This is a genomic window from Nocardioides sp. Z38_18, assembly GCF_058215695.1.
In genome coordinates this window covers 854,695-870,875 of sequence record NZ_JBZAJE010000001.1, presented here as the reverse complement: position 1 = coordinate 870,875, position 16,181 = coordinate 854,695, and the positions used below count along the sequence as shown (strand labels likewise).

At 70.5% G+C, this 16,181-nt stretch carries 16 protein-coding genes and 1 riboswitch; of the genes, 7 read left to right on the top strand and 9 right to left on the bottom strand.

Features of this window, described 5'->3' with window-relative positions; genetic code table 11:
* Positions 1 to 4: 4 nt before the first annotated feature.
* The 9 genes from AC4BGC_RS04155 to rocD form a co-directional block, all read right to left on the bottom strand.
* Complete coding sequence (locus AC4BGC_RS04155; protein ID WP_490554481.1) at positions 5 to 1,111, bottom strand: MBL fold metallo-hydrolase; 1,107 nt, start codon at positions 1,109 to 1,111, stop codon at positions 5 to 7.
* Positions 1,112 to 1,435: 324 nt separating this feature from the next.
* Positions 1,436 to 2,776: a threonine/serine exporter family protein gene (locus tag AC4BGC_RS04150; protein WP_490554480.1), complete on the bottom strand. Its 1,341-nt coding sequence runs from the start codon at positions 2,774 to 2,776 to the stop codon at positions 1,436 to 1,438.
* Positions 2,777 to 2,862: 86 nt separating this feature from the next.
* Positions 2,863 to 3,468 (bottom strand): response regulator, encoded by a 606-nt coding sequence (locus AC4BGC_RS04145; RefSeq protein ID WP_490545890.1) that lies wholly within the window; start codon positions 3,466 to 3,468, stop codon positions 2,863 to 2,865.
* Positions 3,465 to 4,625: a sensor histidine kinase gene (locus tag AC4BGC_RS04140; protein ID WP_490554478.1), complete on the bottom strand. Its 1,161-nt coding sequence runs from the start codon at positions 4,623 to 4,625 to the stop codon at positions 3,465 to 3,467. Before AC4BGC_RS04140 ends, AC4BGC_RS04145 begins: the two co-directional genes overlap by 4 nt.
* A gap of 116 nt (positions 4,626 to 4,741) precedes the next feature.
* Entirely contained in the window at positions 4,742 to 5,521 is a 780-nt protein-coding gene (locus AC4BGC_RS04135) for an ABC transporter permease (protein ID WP_490554477.1), read from the bottom strand.
* Positions 5,518 to 6,552 carry an ABC transporter ATP-binding protein gene (locus tag AC4BGC_RS04130; RefSeq protein ID WP_490545893.1) on the bottom strand — a complete coding sequence of 345 codons (1,035 nt, stop codon included), beginning with the start codon at positions 6,550 to 6,552 and terminating at the stop codon, positions 5,518 to 5,520. Before AC4BGC_RS04130 ends, AC4BGC_RS04135 begins: the two co-directional genes overlap by 4 nt.
* Positions 6,553 to 6,597: 45 nt before the next feature.
* Complete coding sequence (locus AC4BGC_RS04125; protein ID WP_490554475.1) at positions 6,598 to 7,200, bottom strand: nuclease-related domain-containing protein; 603 nt, start codon at positions 7,198 to 7,200, stop codon at positions 6,598 to 6,600.
* A 72-nt stretch (positions 7,201 to 7,272) separates the two neighbouring features.
* Positions 7,273 to 8,736 carry a 4-alpha-glucanotransferase gene (gene malQ, locus AC4BGC_RS04120; RefSeq protein WP_490554474.1) on the bottom strand — a complete coding sequence of 488 codons (1,464 nt, stop codon included), beginning with the start codon at positions 8,734 to 8,736 and terminating at the stop codon, positions 7,273 to 7,275.
* Positions 8,729 to 9,973 carry an ornithine--oxo-acid transaminase gene (gene rocD, locus AC4BGC_RS04115; RefSeq protein WP_490554473.1) on the bottom strand — a complete coding sequence of 415 codons (1,245 nt, stop codon included), beginning with the start codon at positions 9,971 to 9,973 and terminating at the stop codon, positions 8,729 to 8,731. The genes malQ and rocD overlap by 8 nt, the downstream gene beginning before the upstream one ends.
* A 212-nt stretch (positions 9,974 to 10,185) precedes the next feature.
* Positions 10,186 to 10,333: riboswitch (cyclic di-AMP (ydaO/yuaA leader) on the top strand.
* Positions 10,334 to 10,337: 4 nt separating this feature from the next.
* Between rocD and AC4BGC_RS04110 the strand changes: the two genes are divergently transcribed.
* The 7 genes from AC4BGC_RS04110 to AC4BGC_RS04080 all read left to right on the top strand — a co-directional run bounded on the left by AC4BGC_RS04110 (position 10,338) and on the right by AC4BGC_RS04080 (position 16,127).
* A complete protein-coding gene (locus AC4BGC_RS04110) occupies positions 10,338 to 10,679 on the top strand; it encodes a transglycosylase family protein (RefSeq protein ID WP_490545900.1) in 342 nt (113 codons plus the stop codon).
* Positions 10,680 to 10,768: 89 nt separating this feature from the next.
* The gene (locus tag AC4BGC_RS04105; RefSeq protein ID WP_490554471.1) at positions 10,769 to 11,092 is read left to right on the top strand and encodes a PadR family transcriptional regulator; all 324 of its coding nucleotides are present in this window, start codon (positions 10,769 to 10,771) and stop codon (positions 11,090 to 11,092) included.
* Between the two features lie 5 nt (positions 11,093 to 11,097).
* On the top strand, positions 11,098 to 12,090 hold the full coding sequence (locus AC4BGC_RS04100) for a permease prefix domain 1-containing protein (protein WP_490555712.1): 993 nt from the start codon (positions 11,098 to 11,100) through the stop codon (positions 12,088 to 12,090).
* Positions 12,091 to 12,173: 83 nt separating this feature from the next.
* A complete protein-coding gene (locus AC4BGC_RS04095) occupies positions 12,174 to 12,746 on the top strand; it encodes a dihydrofolate reductase family protein (protein WP_490554470.1) in 573 nt (190 codons plus the stop codon).
* 128 nt (positions 12,747 to 12,874) lie between these two features.
* A complete protein-coding gene (locus AC4BGC_RS04090; protein ID WP_490554469.1) occupies positions 12,875 to 14,305 on the top strand; it encodes a (Fe-S)-binding protein in 1,431 nt (476 codons plus the stop codon).
* Positions 14,302 to 15,813 carry an FAD-binding oxidoreductase gene (locus tag AC4BGC_RS04085; RefSeq protein ID WP_490554467.1) on the top strand — a complete coding sequence of 504 codons (1,512 nt, stop codon included), beginning with the start codon at positions 14,302 to 14,304 and terminating at the stop codon, positions 15,811 to 15,813. Before AC4BGC_RS04090 ends, AC4BGC_RS04085 begins: the two co-directional genes overlap by 4 nt.
* Positions 15,810 to 16,127: a hypothetical protein gene (locus tag AC4BGC_RS04080; protein WP_490554465.1), complete on the top strand. Its 318-nt coding sequence runs from the start codon at positions 15,810 to 15,812 to the stop codon at positions 16,125 to 16,127. Before AC4BGC_RS04085 ends, AC4BGC_RS04080 begins: the two co-directional genes overlap by 4 nt.
* The last annotated feature ends 54 nt before the right edge of the window (positions 16,128 to 16,181 follow it).

Genomic DNA, 16,181 nt, shown 5'->3' with positions numbered 1-16,181 from the left:
AGAACTAGACCGACGCGCGCCACCACGGCTCGGTGGGCAGGGCGCCGTCGAGCTCGAACCGCCCGCCCGGCGCGGGCAGCGCCAAGGCGACCCCCGCGCCCGCGGCCTCCTCGAGCAACCGCTCGACCGGCTCCGACCACTCGTGGAAGGCGAGGTCGAAGGTGGCCCAGTGGATCGGGAGCAGCGCCGCCCCGCCGACCTCGCGGTGGGCCCGGACCGCCTCCGCGGGATTCATGTGCACGTCGGGCCAGCGGGGGTCGTAGGCACCGATCGGCATGATCGTGAGGGCGAACGGGCCGTGCCGCTCGCCGATCTCGGCGAACGCCGGCGTGTAGCCGGTGTCGCCGCCGAAGAAGACCCGCTGCCGCTGCCCGGCCAGCACCCAGCTGGCCCAGAGCGTGGTGTTGCTGCCCAGGCTGCGTCCGGAGAAGTGCCGGGCCTCGGTGCAGGTGAAGGTGAGCCCGCGCACCTCGTGGGACTGCTCCCAGTCGAGCTCGACGATGCGGTCCTCGGGGACACCCCAGCCGCGCAGGTGCTCACCGATCCCGAGCGGCACCACGAAGGGGAAGCGGTTCCCCGCCGCCGCGCTGCTCGCGACCAGGGTGTCGATCGTGGCGGTGTCCAGGTGGTCGTAGTGGTCGTGGGAGATCAGCACCGCGTCCAGCCGGGGCAGGTCCGCCAGGGCCATCGGCACCGGGTGGTTGCGCCGGGGGCCGACCTTGCGCGAGGGCGAGACCCGGTCGCTCCACACCGGGTCGGTGAGCACCCAGTGGCCCTCGATCTCCAGCAGCACCCCGGCGTGCCCCAGCCAGGTCGCCGCGAGATCGGCGGCCTCGGCGGGGAGGTCGGGGGTCGCGAGCCGAACCGGCCGTCGTGGCTTGCCGCGCGAGCCCTTGGTGGCGAACTCAGCAGCGAGCCCGGCCGTGCCCCCCTCGGGCGCCTCGGTCGCGGGCAGCCGGTTGTGGAACAGCCCGTCCCGGAACTGGGGCGAGTCGGCGTAGTCGAGGCGGCGGTTGCCCGCGCCCAGCGAGCGGCGTACGCCCCGGGCCGCCGTGAGCAGCGTGGGAGCCGACACCAGGGCGGCCAGGAGCGGGAGACGGGAACGGATCACCGGAACAGTCTTCAGGGTGACCCCAACACGAGTGCGACCAGGTCTCGTGACTCACCTCTCGTGACATCCGTGACAGATCCGGGGCATGACCAGGCACCCGCTAGCGTTGGAACTTATGATTGGAACGATCCAATCAGCATCAGAAACCGGCGCGACCCCTCGCGCACAACCCCCCGAGGAGGAACCTTGAGCATCCTGAAACGCACGCTTCACACCCTCAACCGCCACACGCTGTGGTCGTTCAACACCCAGGCTCCGCTGTTCCGGCGCCACTGAGGCTCCGCTGTTCCCGGCGCCACTGAGGCTCCGCTGGCCGGGCGGGGATCAGCCGGTCTTGCTCCGGCTACGCCGGGACAGGTGGCCGTGCATGACCCCCACCAGGCGCGGACCCGCGAGACGCCCCTCGATGCGCCTGGCGTTGCGCTTGAGCGGCTGGGCGATGTACTCCCCCAGGATCACGCCGGCCGCGAGCGCGATCGTCGTCGCCGCCGCGGCGGAGATCTGCAGGATCCCCTGCGAGCTGCCCTCGGACATCGAGCTCAACCCGCGGTAGATCAGCAGCCCGGGCAGCATCGGCACCAGGGCCGGGACGATCACCACCAGCGGGGGTGCCCCGACCCGGCCTGCGACCGTGTAGCTGACCACGCCGATCACGACGGCGGCACAGGCCGGCGCCCACGGCATCGCCACCGCCGGGTCGCGCACGGCCAGGAACGCGAGGTGCCCCAGCAGCGTGGTCATCGCCACGGCCGGTAGCGCCCGCACGGGCGCATAGCTGGTCAGCGCGAACGCACAGGCCGCGACGATGGCGCCGATGAGCACCAGCGGCGTCTCGGCCAGGCCCGACTCCCCCGGGCGTACGTCGGTCAGGCTGAGCCCGAGCGTCTGGGCGAGTGCCAGCCCTGCCGAGACACCGGCGATCAGTCCGGCCGTGGCGAGCAGCGCCTCGATGATCCGGGCTCCTGCGGTGATGTAGAACCCGGACAGGGCATCCTGGATCGCGCCCATGAACCCGATCCCGGACAGCAGCAGCACGATGCTGGCGGTGATCACCAGCGAGGGGTCCACGTCCAGCCCGAGCCAGTCCCTGCCGAGGGCGCCGGTGCCGACTGCCAGCAGCGTGGCCAGCAGTCCGCCGGCGATCTGCTGGTAGAACATCGGCCACCGCTGCCGGTTCATCGTCCGGGTGAGCATGGTGATCAGCGCCGCGGCGATCGCCGCGACGACGGTGATCACCACACCGCTGCCCAGGACGAGCGCGATCCCGGCGCCCACCGCAGCGGAGCCGAGCACCACCGCCCATCGCGGCAGCCAGTGACCCGTGGAGTTCACCCGGGCCACCTTGGCGCGCGCCTCGATCAGGGTGACCCGGTCCAGCAGCACGTCCCGCACGAGGTGGTGGGTACGGGTCAGGTCGTCGTAGTCGATCTCGCGCTGGCTGATGGTCCGCGTCAGCAGCACCGGCACTTCGTCCGGGTCGTTCTGGTAGCCCATCCGCAGCATCGTGAACGTGACGTCCACGTCGGCGTTGCGCAGACCGTAGTGACGGGTGATGGCAAGCATGGTCGCGGTCACGTCGGCGGCACCGGCGCCGGACGAGAGCAGGATCTCGCCGACCCGGAGCGCGAGGTCCAGGACCTTGTAGGTCTCGCGGGAGTCGGTCATCACACGGGAATGTTGAGGCTTGTCGCAGGGCTCGTCGTACCGCTCACGCTGCCGGGGTGAGGGGACTCACACGAGGCCGGCGACACTCAGATCCAGCCCATCCGGCGAGCGGTCGCCGCGGCCTCGTGACGGTTGCCGGCACCCAGCTTGGCCGCCGCGCTGGAGAGGTAGTTGCGCACGGTCCCCGGGGACAGGTGCACCCGCCGGGCGATGTCGTCGACCGGCGCCCCGCCCGCCGCCGCCTCCAGCACGTCGGCCTCCCGCGGGGTCAGCGGCGAGTCCCCCGCCGCGATCGCCTCGGCAGCGAGCTCCGCGTCGACGTGGCGTCCTCCGGCGTGCACGATCCGCACCACCTGGGCCAACGTCGCCGCCGAGGTCGTCTTCGGCAGGAACCCCTTCACCCCACTGGCGAGTGCCCGCTTCAGGTAGCCGGGGCGGCCGTGGCTGGTGACGATCAGGCACCCGCACGACGGCAGCACCCGCCCGAGCTCCTCGGCGACCGTGATCCCGTCCTGGTCGGGCATCTGCAGGTCGAGGACGGCCACGTCGGGCGCGGTGGCTCGTGCTGCCGCCAACGCCTCGGCGCCGGTGGCGGCCTCCGCGACGACCTCGAGGTCGTCCTCGAGGGAGAGCATCTGGGCCAGCGCGCTCCGGATGAGGTTCTCGTCGTCGGCGAGCAGCACCCGGATCACGGGACCACCCCGGCACGGGAGCCGGTCGCGGGCAGCTCCACCCGTACGACGAACTCCTCACCTTCGCGCCCGGCGCGGAGCGCGGCGCCGGACGGAGCCAGCTGCTCGGTGAGACCGGCCAGTCCGCTTCCTGCGGTGCTTCCCGGATGCTCGGTGCCGGGTGGGTTCTCGAGCCCGTCGTTGCGGATCACGACCGCCCCGCCGACGTAGGACATCTCCACCCGGGTCGCGCCGGAGTGACGCAGCACGTTGGTGACCGCCTCCCGGACCACCCTGGCCACGGGCTCGTGCCAGGCCGAGGGAAGGCCGTCGAGATCGGCGGTGGCGGCGATCCCGGCTGCCTTGAGCAGCGAGACCGCGCCGTCGAGCTCGGCACTCAGGTCCAGCGGCCGGTAGCCACGAGCCAGCTCGCGCGCCTCGCGCAGCGCCTCGTGCGCGGTCTCCCGCACCTGCAGGATGCGGTCGGCGGCGCGATCATCCCCCCGCGCTGCCAGCGTCGCTGCGAGCTCGGCCTGGACCGCGATCGTGGAGAGCTGTCGCCCCATCACGTCGTGGACGTCCCGGGAGAACCGGAGCCGTTCCTCGGCCACGGCCAGGGCCGCCTGATTGGTGCGGGCCCGTTCCAGCTCGATCACCACCCCCATCAGCCACAGCGAGCTCTGCACCGTGAACGTGAAGAACAGGCCGACCACCGCGCCGCCGATGGCGAGGCCGAGGTGACCGGTGGGCACCAGGACCAACGCCGGGTAGGCCAGGAACAGGCCCCACTGGAAGGCTCGGTCCCGCAAGCCACCCATCCCCCAGGACAGTGCCATCACCACGATCAACGCGCCCGCGAACTGCGACTTCTCCGGCAGCAGCAGGACGAGCCCCTCGGCCAGGAGCGCCGCGGCGACGAGCGGAACCAGCCGGGACCAGGGCACGGGAGAGGTGGCCGGGTGGAGACTGATCGCCGCTCGCATCGCCAGCGTGCTGGTGACGCCGAGGACGATGGTGCCCAGGACCAGCCCGAGCACCTCAGCACGCGCCATGGGGTATGCCAGGGCACTCACGGCGCCGCTGAGCAGCACGAACCACAAGATCACGTAGAGCGAGCCGAGGGTGTAGAGCCGGACGCGCTGCACCTCGCTGCGGCGGGCCCACCCCCACGGGTCCATCGCCCGACCAAGAGACCGGCCCAATGACCGGCCCGATGATCGGCCCGATGATCGGCCCGTCATCGCGACACCCGTTCGTCCGCTCGTCCGCCCACGGGCAGATCCTGTCAGGTCGGTCAGGACCGTGGCTCCCACGTCATCGAGCGCCGCGCCAGCACTCCGGCGATGACGGTCCACGCGACGAGCGCCCCGACGGCCGGAGCCGCCTCGACCCAGGTCTGCGCGAAGCTCACGGTGGCCGGGTCGACCATGTCGGTGGTGCGCCCGAACCAGGCGACCCGGACGAGGTCGTTGACCGCTGCCCCGGGGGTGAGCGCGACCCAGGCGTGAGCGGCCTCGGGAAGCGCCGGCTTGAGCAGTCCCCCGGTCGCCAGGAGGATCACCGGCAGGCTGGTCAGCTGGGCGGCCTCCGCCGTACGGGTCCACGCCGCGGTCCAGAACGCCAGCGCCGCGAACGCGACGCACGCCAGGAGCACCCCGACGAGCACGAGCAGCGGGTTCGCCGGGAGGTCCAGGCCGGAGGCCATCGAGATCGGCACCGTCACCAGCGTCACCACCAGGGTGATCGCCAGGCCGGGCAGGGCCAGCGACGCCAGGATCTCCGGGTCGGTCGCCTCACCGGTGCGCAACCGCTTCAGCACCAGCTCGTCGCGCCGGGTCACCGTCATCGAGAGCAGGTTGTAGTAGACCGGGAACAGCAGCGCCATCAGCAGCACCGTGCTCACCCCGGCCATCCCGGCCATCATGTCGCCGCGGTCGCCGAGGAAAAGCAGCGCCAGCGGGAGCAGGGGCATCACGAACGCGTAGGCGAGGGTCAGCCGGTTGCGGACGATCGTGATGACGTTGGTGCGCGCCAGCCCGGCGACGCGCTGGGCAGCAGGGGCGAGGGTGCTCATCGCGAGCTTCCTTCCGTGACGGTGCGGAGATGGTCGTCCGGTGCCGCGGCAGCCGACTCGTGCTGGTCGTCCCCGTGCTGGTCGTCCCCGTGCTGGTCGTCCCCGTGTTGGGCGATCGCCAGGAAGACCGACTCGAGGCTGGCGCTGCGGGCACTGATCCGCTCGAGGCGTACGCCGTCGCGCTCGGCCCAGAGCAGCACCGCGGTCAGCACCCGCTGCAGGTCGTGGGTCTCGATGGTGGTCAGGTCACCGTGGCGGGAGACCTGCACGTCGGTGAGGTCCGGGAGCGCCCGGTCAAGGGTCGCGAGGTCAAGGGTCGCGAGGTCGGGAGTCGCGAAGGAGATGGTCGCCGGGTGGTCGGCGACGATCGAGTCGGCCGTGCCCTCCTTGACGATCCGGCCGGCGCGCATGATCGAGATCCCGTCGGCCAGCGTCTCGGCCTCCTCGAGGTAGTGCGTGGTGAGCAGCACCGTCGCCCCCGACTCCTTGAGGTCCTGCACCAGCCGCCACACCTGCCGGCGGCTCTCGGGGTCCAGCCCGGTGGTCGGCTCGTCGAGCATCACCACGTCCGGGCGTCCCGACAGCGTGCAGGCCAGGTCGACCCGGCGCTGCTCACCTCCGGAGAGCGCGCGCATCGGGGTACCGGCCTTGTCCGCCAGGCCCAGCATCTCCAGCGACTCAGCGACCGGGCGGGCGTCGGTGACGGTGGCGGCCCACATCCGCACGGTCTCGGCGACGGTGAGGTCAGCGACGAAGCCGCTGCGCTGGAGCAGCACGCCGGTACGACGTCGTACGGCGGCCCGGTCCGCGATCGGGTCCAGGCCCAGCACTCGCACCTCCCCCGCGGTGGGCGAGGCGAGCCCTTCGATCACCTCCAGGGTGGAGGTCTTGCCGGCGCCGTTGACGCCGAGCAGGGCATGGATCGTGCCGCGGCCGATGTTCAGGTCGATCCCGCGGACCGCCTCGAAGGCATCGTCGCCGGTGCCGTAGCGGCGCCGCAGGCCGCTGACCGTGATGGTGTGCTCGCTCATGCCTCCAGCATCAGCGATCCAGCGCACGGCCAGTAGTGCGTGATGTCACCGGTCCGGCGAGGATCCGCCCGCTGAGTACTGACAGATGTCATGGGCGCACTTGTCGTGCCCGCACCGGGAGGGTTGCAGGGCCACCAGCGGCAGCGGCATCGGCCCGAGCAGCGACGCGGTCCGGTGCACCACTTGCGCGGACAGGACCTCGGGGCCGGAGGTGATCTCCTCCACCAGGTGCCCGGGCGAGCAGACCAGCACCGTCCCGGCGCGGGCCGCGAACGCCAGCGAACCGGTGACGCACACCACCGGCACGACCACGCTGTTCCTGCCGCTGCTCGGGCCCGCATCCAGCGAGGGCACCAGCGCGCGTACCGCCTTCGCCGACCGCACGGCGTTCGCGGTGGCCCGGGGGTGCCGGCGACCGTTCTTGAGCACCATCCCCCCGCGGACACCCACCTCGCCGAAGACCTCCAGGGTGTCCACCACGAAGACTCCCTGGGGACCGACCAGCACCCGGTCGATGTTCTCCTTGCCGCGTCCGGGCCGGGGGACGTCGGCGAAGACGTGCCACCGATGCGACAGCCGGGTCAGGGCCTCGGGAAGGGTCTCCTCGGGACCCGCGTTGTCGCGGGACACCGCAACGCGCACCGGCATCGACGTCCCCCCTGTCCTGATAGGGCATCAGGATATGGGTGAAACATCCGATTTGTTAGATATTCAGGCGGTTCATCCGGTGAGCTGCTGCTCGGCTTCGGCTGGCAACCGTCCCGACGCGACCACGAGCGCCCGCATCCGCTGGGCGATCGCATCGCTGAACGCACCCCTGGGGGCGCGCCAGGCCCAGTTGCCCTCGTCGGTCCCCGGGGTGTTCATCCGTGCCTCCGCGCCGAGCTCGAGCAGGTCCTGGGCCGGCACCACCGCGAGCCGGGCCGTGGAGGACAGCGCCAGCCGGATCAGCGCCCACGGCATCTCCTCATCCCCCGGCACCTGGGCCTGCACCGACTCCAGCACCCGTCTACGGGTCGGCTCGTCGAGCGCGCTCCACCACCCGAGCGTCGTGTCGTTGTCGTGGGTGCCGGTGTAGACGACGCTCTCCTCACCGTGCAGGTGCGGCAGGTAGGGGTTGTCACTCTCCCCGTCGAAGGCGAACTGGAGCACCTTCATCCCTGGCAGCCCGAACTCCAGCCGCAGCTCGTTCACCTCGTCGGTGATCACGCCGAGGTCCTCGGCGACCAGGGTGCCGGGACCGGCGGCCTCCACCAACGCGGCGAGCACCTCCCGGGCAGGACCCTTGACCCAGTGGCCGTCCTTGGCGGTCTCCGCCTCGGCCGGTACGTGCCAGGCGGCCTCGAAGCCGCGGAAGTGGTCGATCCGGACCAGGTCGAAGAGCTCCCGCTGGCGGGCGATCCGCTGCCGCCACCAGGCGAACCCGTCCGCGGCCATCGCCGCCCAGTCGTAGTGCGGGTTGTTCCACCGCTGCCCGTCCGCCGCGAAGTAGTCCGGCGGCACGCCGGTCACCGTCGTCGGGTTGCCCTCCTCGTCGAGCAGGAACAGCTCGCGATGGGCCCAGACGTCGGCGCTGTCGTGGGAGACGAAGATCGGCAGGTCACCGAACAGCAGCACCCCCTTGGAGGCTGCGTAGGCGTGCAGCTCGGCCCACTGGATCGCGAAGACCCACTGCTCGAAGCGCAGCCGCTCCACGTCGGAGGCCCGCGACTCCAGCACCTGGGCCACCCGCACGGGGTCCCGGTCGCGCAGTCCCGGCTCCCACGTCGTCCACGGGATGCCACCGAGCGCCTGGCGCAGCACCGTGAACTGCACGAACGGCTCCAGCCAGGAGGCGTTCTGCTCGCACCATCGCGCGCACGCCAGGCGCTGCTCGGCGGTCATCGAGCCCGGCGAGACCAGGCCGCGCTCCTCGCGCAGCTCGGGGCTGAGCAGGTCGGGGTTGCCGGCCATCGCCGAGATCGCGTTGTACGGCGAGCCGTCCCCCTGGTGCGTCGGCACGAGCGGGAGCACCTGCCAGACCGTGCAGCCTGCGGCGGCGAGGAAGTCCACGAACCGGTAGGCCTGCGGCCCGAGGTCACCCGAGGTCAGCGAGGTGATGTGGAGCAGCACTCCGGCCCGGCGTACCCCGAGCGGACCCCGAGCGAGACCCCCGTTGAGAGCAGGGTCGAGGAGGTCAGCCATGGGCCTCGGTCACCACATCGCGCAGCTGGTCGATCATCCACTCGAGCTCTTCGGTCTCGATCGTCAGCGGCGGCGCCAGCCGGATCGTCGACCCGTGGGTGTCCTTGACGAGCACGCCCTTGGCCAGCATTCGCTCGGAGGTCTCCCGGCCGCTCATCAGCCCGGGCTCGATGTCGACCCCGGCCCACAGGCCCCGGGTGCGCACCGCGACGATCCCGTCGCCGACCAGCTTCTCCAGGCCCGTCTCGAGGACCACCGCCAGCTCGCGCACGCGCTCCTGGATCTCGCCGGTCTCGAGCAGCTTGACCACGGCGTGGCCGACGGCGGCTCCCAGCGGGTTGCCGCCGAAGGTGGACCCGTGGTTGCCGGGGTGGAGCACACCGAGGACCTCGTCGGAGGAGACGACCGCAGAGACGGGAATGATCCCGCCGCCGAGAGCCTTGCCGAGCACGTACATGTCCGGGACCACGCCCTCGACCTCGCAGGCGAAGGTGGTGCCGGTGCGGCCGAGACCGGACTGGATCTCGTCGGCGATGAAGAGCACGTCGAGCTCGGTGCACATGTCCCGGACGGCCTGCAGGTAACCGGCCGGGGGGATGATCACGCCCGCCTCACCCTGGATCGGCTCGATCAGCACGGCGACCGTCTCGGCGTCGATCGCGTCGCGCATCGCGGCGGCGTCGCCGTACGGGACGACCCGGAAGCCAGGGGTGAACGGGCCGAAGCCCTCCCGCGCCAGCGGGTCGGTGGAGAAGCTGACGATCGTGGTGGTGCGCCCGTGGAAGTTGTCGCCGGCGACGACGATGTTGGCCTGGTTCGCGGGCAGCCCCTTGAGGTCGTAGCCCCACTTGCGCGCGACCTTGATCGCGGTCTCCACGGCCTCGGCGCCGGTGTTCATCGGCAGCACCCGGTCCATTCCGGCCAGAGCGGCGAGGTCGCGGCAGAACGGCCCGAGCTGGTCGTTGTGGAAGGCCCGGCTGGTCAGGGTCACCCGGTCGAGCTGGTCACGCGCCGCCTGGATCAGGCCGGGGTGGCGGTGGCCGAAGTTCAGCGCGGAGTAACCGGCCAGGCAGTCGAGGTAGCGGCGCCCGTCGACATCGGTCACCCAGGAACCCTCCGCCTCGGCCAGCACGACCTGGAGGGGGTAGTAGTTGTGCGCGACGAAGCGGTCTGCGAGGTGCAGGTGCTCCTCGGTCTGCGGTGCTGGTGCGGTCTTCCCACGGCTGAGGTTCGTCATCGGGTCCCTTCGCGTCGCGCCGCACCCGGGCGGCGGCTGACTTTCTGGTCGCTTCGCACAGTCTTCTTGGTCGCTTCGAACTGTACGGGTGGCTCGGAGACTGCCGAAACGCCGATCGCCCCGTGGGCTTGCCCGCCTCAGGAGGCTGCGCCTAAGGTGACGCGTCCCGGAGGACCGGGACGCCCCCGTCGTCGCCGAGTCCTGTCCGCGCGGAGGGCCCTCTACCAATCAGCGGACAAGAGCGGGGAACCCACTTTCCCGGGTCGTGGAGACACGACCCTCTGGGGTGAAGCCATCACCTTTGGCCGGGCACCTTCAGCCCGAACCCGACAGCTAACCTCGCAGGCGCACGGAGGAACCACCCATGCGCATGCGCACGCTCTCAGCGACCCTCCTGGTCGCGTTCACCACCGCCATCCTCATCGGGGGAAGCCTGGTCGCGCCGGCCGAGGCCGCCACGATGAAGACCTGGACCCGGCTGGCCAAGTGCGAGTCCGGCGGCCGCTGGCACGTCAACACCGGCAACGGCTACTACGGCGGGCTCCAGATCAGCCCGCGCACCTGGCGCGGGCACGGCGGCAAGAAGTACGCCTCCAACGCCCACAAGGCCACCAAGCGCCAGCAGGTCCGCGTCGCCAAGCGGATCAAGAACAACCAGGGCTGGCGCGCCTGGCCGTCCTGCTCCAAGCGCATCGGGGTGCGCTGAGCCGGCGGGACCGGCTCGATCGATCGTCAGTACGTCGTCTGGTGTAGCGCTCTGGACAATGGTGTGTGAGACACACTAATGTTCAGCACATGCCAGACGACGTCCTCGCCGCACACCTGCAGGAGCTGCGCCGCGGCACCGTGGTGATGGCCGCACTCGCGACGCTGCGGCGTCCGACGTACGGCTATGCCCTGCTGGAGTCCCTCGCCGAGGCGGGGTTCGGGGTGGACGGGAACACGCTGTACCCGCTGCTGCGACGCCTCGAGAAGCAGGGACTGCTCACCAGTGAGTGGAACACCGAGGAGTCGCGGCCGCGCAAGTTCTACCGGGTCAGCGCGGAGGGAGAGGCCCTGCTGCAGGACCTACTCGACGAGTGGCAGGCCCTGCACACATCGATCGAGAAGCTGAGGTGACCCAGATGCAGACCCAGGACCAGTCCCCCGGGCGTTCCGACCTCACCGAGAGGTACGTCCACGCCGTCACCCGCACCCTGCCCGAGGACCAGCGCGCCGACGTGGCCGAGGAGCTGCGCGCGAGCATCACCGACCGGGTGGAGTCGCTGCAGCTCACCTCGGGACTGCCGGCGAGCCGGGCGGAGTACGCCGCACTCGAGGAGCTCGGCGACCCTGACCGGCTGACGGCCGGCTACACCGGGAGGCGGCTGTACCTGATCGGGCCGGAGCTCTACCCGGCCTACGTACGGGTGCTCAAGCCACTGCTCTCCTCGATCGTCCCCGTCGTGGCGGTCGTCATCGCGGTCATCGCGACCATCGACGGCAGCTCCATCGGCGGGGTCATCGGCGAAACCGTCTGGGTGTCCCTCACTGTCGCCCTGCACGTCTTCTTCTGGGTCACCCTGGCCTTCGTGCTCACCGAACGAGGCATCTCGACCGACGACCTGCGCGACACGATGAAGGTCGACTGGGAGCCCGAGCAGCTGCCCGAGCTCCCCCGCGGAGCGCACGGCTCGTTGGGTGAGCTGGTCTCCACCCTGGTGTGGATCGGGCTCCTCGGAGCCGCACTGGTCTGGCAGCACTTCGGGTCGCACATCGGCGACGACATCCCCGTGCTCGATCCCGACCTGTGGACCTTCTGGCTCCCGTTGATCTTCGTGCTCCTCGCTGCCGAGGCCGTCTTCGAGGTCCTGAAGTACCGCCTCTCCGGCTGGTCCCCGGCGCTCGCGACCGTCAACGTCGTGCTGGGCGCCGTCTTCGCGGCCCCGTTCGTCTACCTCGCGGCCACCGACCGGCTGCTGAACCCGGCGATGGTCGCCGAGGTCCAGAGCAGCTGGCCCGAGTTCGACCCCGGCCTGGTCAATGCCGGAGTCGTGGTCGGGGCCCTCGGGATCTGGGTGTGGGACAGCATCGACGGCTGGATCAAGACGCGAAGGGAGCTGAGCGTCGCCGCTTAGTTCCGCGACTTCTGCCGGTCTGACTGTCGACGACTCGCGCTTCGTCGTGTAGTCAGGCATCAGACACCGCTCAGGAGGAAATCGTGCGCCAGATCTTCGTCACCGCCTTCATCTCCCTCGACGGCGTGATGGAGGCGCCCGGAGGCGAGGAGGGCTACCGCAACACCGGCTGGACCTTCCGCGACATCGAGCACGTGGACGAGGCCTACGAGATCAAGGGCCGCGAGCAGGACGAGGCCGCGGCGATGATGATGGGCCGGGTCAGCTACGAGGCGTTCGCGCCGGTGTGGCCCTCGCTGGACTACTTCCCGCAGTACAACGCGATGCCGAAGTACGTCGTGTCCACCACCCTGCGCGAGGAGGACCTGGTCACCAACTGGGGCGAGACCACCATCCTGCGCTCGACCGACGACGTCGCCGCGGTCAAGGAGACCGACGGCGGCCCGATCAGCATCCACGGCAGCGCGAAGCTCGGCGCCAGCCTGGCCGACGCCGGCCTGGTCGACCGCTACCACCTGCTGGTCTTCCCGGTCCTGCTCGGCGCCGGGAAGCGGCTGTTCAGCACCGCCGACAAGGACAAGCAGCTGCTGTCGCTGGCCGAGAGCGAGTCCTACCGCAACGGCATCCAGAAGCTGGTCTACGACGTCGTCAGGTGAACGTGACCCCCGGCTGAACGCCGGCTGACTGCTGCCCCGCTCCCGCGTGCGCTCCCTTGTGCCGGGCTCTCTACGGTCTTATCTTGCCATGACTGTGACCCACATCACACAGTCCGCAGGAGGCTCGCATGACGCAGCTCGACCGGCACGGTCCGTCGGATCCTGTTCCTGACCCGCTCGCCGCGCCCTTCACCCCCGGAATGCGCGACAACCCCGCCGAGCTCGAGGTGATCCCGGAGGAGATCGCCCGCGAGCACCTCCTCCCCCTCGAGCCAACCCCCACCGAGGAGTTCACCGAGCAGTGGCGCAACGCGTCCTACAACTGCTTCTCCTCGGGCCACAAGTTCTGCCGCGAGGTCTGCCCGGTCACTCAGGTGACCCGCAACGAGTCGTGGACCCCCACCGCCTTCCACGCCAACGTCGTGGCGATGGACAAGGGCGAGATGACCATCGAGGAGGTCGCCTCCGACTACGTGAACTGCACCCAGTGCGGTGCCTGCGAGCTGCGCTGCCCCAACACCTTGTTCACCGGCGACTTCTACCGCTTCCGCACCCGCACGGTCGACGTGGTCAAGGCCGTGCGCGCGTTCGCCGTGGAGAGCGGCGTGCACCAGCCGGGGTGGAAGTCGTGGAACGCACGCACCGACGAGCTCACCCACGAACCCGTGCTGGGTGTGTCGAGTCTGGGCGAGACCCCGGTCAGCCAGGAGCACGTCCGGGACTGGTCCGAGGGCCTCGCCCTCCCGATCGGTGGCGAGACGGTGCTGTTCGTGGACTGCGAGGCGGCCTTCTACCGCACCTCGGTGCCACGCGCGGTCGCCCAGATCCTGCAGCAGGCGGGGTACGAGTTCGGGCTGATGGGCGAGCAGTGGTGCTGCGGCGGCCCCGCCGCCGAGATGGGGTACGTCGACCAGGCGAAGCGGTTCGCCCAGCACAACCTGGACAACTGGCACGCCACCGGCACCCGGCGGGTGCTCGTGCTCGACCCGCACGACTACATCTCGTTCACCGAGGACTACCCGAAGTACTTCGGGGCCGACTTCGACATCGAGGTCGTGCTCGTCGTGGAGCTGTTCGCGGAGCTGATCCGGGAGGGCAGGTTGACGCCGTCGGTGCCGATCGAGCGGGCGATCACCTACCACGACCCCTGTCGGCTCAACAAGCGCAAGGGCATCTGGAAGGAGCCGCGGGAGGTGCTCCGGTCGATCCCGGGCCTCGACTTCACCGACGTCGACCGGGTGACCCAGTGGTCCTACTGCTCGGGCGGAGGTGGCGGGCTCCCCGTGGAGAAGCCCGAGCTCACCGCGGCCATCTCGGCCGGCCGGGTCGAGAAGGCAGCGGCCCTCGAGGTGGACACCCTGGTCAGCGCCTGCCCCTGGTCAGAGCGGCCACTGACCGAGGCCGGGCAGGCAGCGAACATCGACGTCGTCGACATCCACGAGCTGCTCGCGGAGTCGCTGGGCATCACCGTCGGCGGCTCCACCGACGGCACGGTCCACGGGCCGGTCGACCGGACACTCGACGGGACACTCGACGGGGACGGGGACGGGGCGTCATGACCATCGCGGTGGAGCGTCTCGACGAGCTGGTCACCGCGCTGCGCACCGTCCTGCGTGACGAGCAGATCCTCACCTCCAAGCCCGACCGCTACAACCGGGCGCGGGTGCCGGCGCCGTTCCCGGTGCACCGCTGGGCCGAGCGGTTGCCCGACCTCGCCGTGCTGCCCACGAGCACCGCGGAGGTCGCGGGCGTCGTACGCATCGCCAACGACCTGCGCGTGCCGGTGGTGCCCCGCGACGGCGGCACCGGCCTGACCGACGGCGCCGTCCCCCTGCACGGCGGGATCGTGGTCGACGTCAAGCGGATGAACGCGATCACCGAGCTCGATCTCGAGAACCGCACGGTGACCGTCGGCACCGGCATCAACATGCTCAAGCTCAACGAGGAGCTGGCGAGGCACGGCTTGTTCTACCCCGACGACCCGGCGTCGTACCCCTGCTCCCTGGTCGGTGGCCGGATCGGCACCAGCGGGTGGTCGTTGATCGGCTCGCGCTACGGGCACACCCGCGACCTGGTGCTCAGCTTCGACCACGTCCTGCCCACCGGGGAGGTGATGCACGTCGGGGACGGCATCGGCCACAAGGTCACCAAGTCCTCCAGCGGCTACCAGCTCAAGCACCTGTTCATGGGCCACCAGGGCACGCTCGGGATCGCCACCGAAGCCACCCTCAAGCTGTTCCCCAAGCCGGAGGCGGAGCTCTCCCCGTTCTGGGCGTTCGACAACTACGACGACGCCTACCGGTGCGTCGGGGCGCTGGCCCGCGCAGGGGTGGCGACCTTCGCCGGCGCCGTGCTCTTCGACGAGTGGAAGGTCGCCTACCTGCGCCGCGACGACGAGGCCTACATCCCCCAGCCCGGCGACGTGCGCGCCCTGGTGTGCGCAGTGATGTACGGCTACGAGGACGAGGTGCGCCCCGCAGGCAAGCGGCTCTTCCGGATCGCGAAGGAGCATGGGGCGCGCTACCTCGGCGACGAGATCTCCGAGGGCGACTGGGCCGCGCGCCACGACCGCTACGCCACTCCCCTGCACGGCCGCACCAAGGCCGGCCAGGTGGTGCCGATGAGCTGGCACTGCGAGGACGCCGCGATCAACTACACGAACCTGCCGTCGGTCTCGAAGGCCTGGCACGAGATCGTCGCGGACCTGCGTCGTCGTACCGACGTCTTCGACGACTGGGGCATGTTCGCCTACACCTCGGGCAACACCGGCGTGGACTACCTGACCGAGATCGACGTCGGCATCTGGGAGCAACAGCTCGACGACCGCGCGTGGGAGATGTGGGCCAAGGCCAAGCGCGACATCGCCGCCGTTTCCCTGGCGCACAACGGCTCGATCAGCGCCTGCCACGGGTCCTGCCGCGCAGGTGAGGTCGACCTCGTCCCCGACGAGCTCGGCCGGGGGTACGACGTGATGCTCGACCTGAAACGGACGCTGGACCCGAACAACATCATGAACCCCGGGAAGTACCTCCTCGACCGGGCCTACGAGTCAGGAGACCCGCGATGAACGACTCGTCCCCCGCCGATGAGGACCGGCCCCCGAACCGGCCGATCGGCTACCGCTACGCCGAGCAGTTCGCGCCTCCCGAGCCCACCCGGGTCTCCGACGTCGCGATCACCACCCACGAGCACGTCTACGAGGTCGACCCACGACTGATGGAGCGCTGGGTGCTCCAGCAGGAGTTCCCCAACTGGGACTCGCTGCGGATCATGAACAGCCGGGGCGACCACCTCACCTGGATGCACCGTCACTTCGCCGAGAAGGTGGTCACCGGCTCGGAGCTGCTCGCCGAGGTGGAGGCGCAGGAGGGCTCGCCGTGACGGCAGACGCCATCCCCACCGACTCGGACCGACTTCCCCAGTAGTCAGGCCCAG

Bases quoted from the DNA above. Each gene is read 5' to 3' on its own strand.
- AC4BGC_RS04135 (WP_490554477.1), bottom strand. From the start codon at position 5,521: ATGAGCACCCTCGCCCCTGCTGCCCAGCGCGTCGCCGGGCTGGCGCGC.
- AC4BGC_RS04110 (WP_490545900.1), top strand. From the start codon at position 10,338: ATGCGCATGCGCACGCTCTCAGCGACCCTCCTGGTCGCGTTCACCACC.
- AC4BGC_RS04140 (WP_490554478.1), bottom strand. From the start codon at position 4,625: ATGGACCCGTGGGGGTGGGCCCGCCGCAGCGAGGTGCAGCGCGTCCGG.
- AC4BGC_RS04080 (WP_490554465.1), top strand. From the start codon at position 15,810: ATGAACGACTCGTCCCCCGCCGATGAGGACCGGCCCCCGAACCGGCCG.
- AC4BGC_RS04085 (WP_490554467.1), top strand. From the start codon at position 14,302: ATGACCATCGCGGTGGAGCGTCTCGACGAGCTGGTCACCGCGCTGCGC.
- AC4BGC_RS04105 (WP_490554471.1), top strand. From the start codon at position 10,769: ATGCCAGACGACGTCCTCGCCGCACACCTGCAGGAGCTGCGCCGCGGC.
- AC4BGC_RS04150 (WP_490554480.1), bottom strand. From the start codon at position 2,776: ATGACCGACTCCCGCGAGACCTACAAGGTCCTGGACCTCGCGCTCCGG.
- rocD (WP_490554473.1), bottom strand. From the start codon at position 9,973: ATGACGAACCTCAGCCGTGGGAAGACCGCACCAGCACCGCAGACCGAG.
- malQ (WP_490554474.1), bottom strand. From the start codon at position 8,736: ATGGCTGACCTCCTCGACCCTGCTCTCAACGGGGGTCTCGCTCGGGGT.
- AC4BGC_RS04090 (WP_490554469.1), top strand. From the start codon at position 12,875: ATGACGCAGCTCGACCGGCACGGTCCGTCGGATCCTGTTCCTGACCCG.
- AC4BGC_RS04100 (WP_490555712.1), top strand. From the start codon at position 11,098: ATGCAGACCCAGGACCAGTCCCCCGGGCGTTCCGACCTCACCGAGAGG.
- AC4BGC_RS04125 (WP_490554475.1), bottom strand. From the start codon at position 7,200: ATGCCGGTGCGCGTTGCGGTGTCCCGCGACAACGCGGGTCCCGAGGAG.
- AC4BGC_RS04130 (WP_490545893.1), bottom strand. From the start codon at position 6,552: ATGAGCGAGCACACCATCACGGTCAGCGGCCTGCGGCGCCGCTACGGC.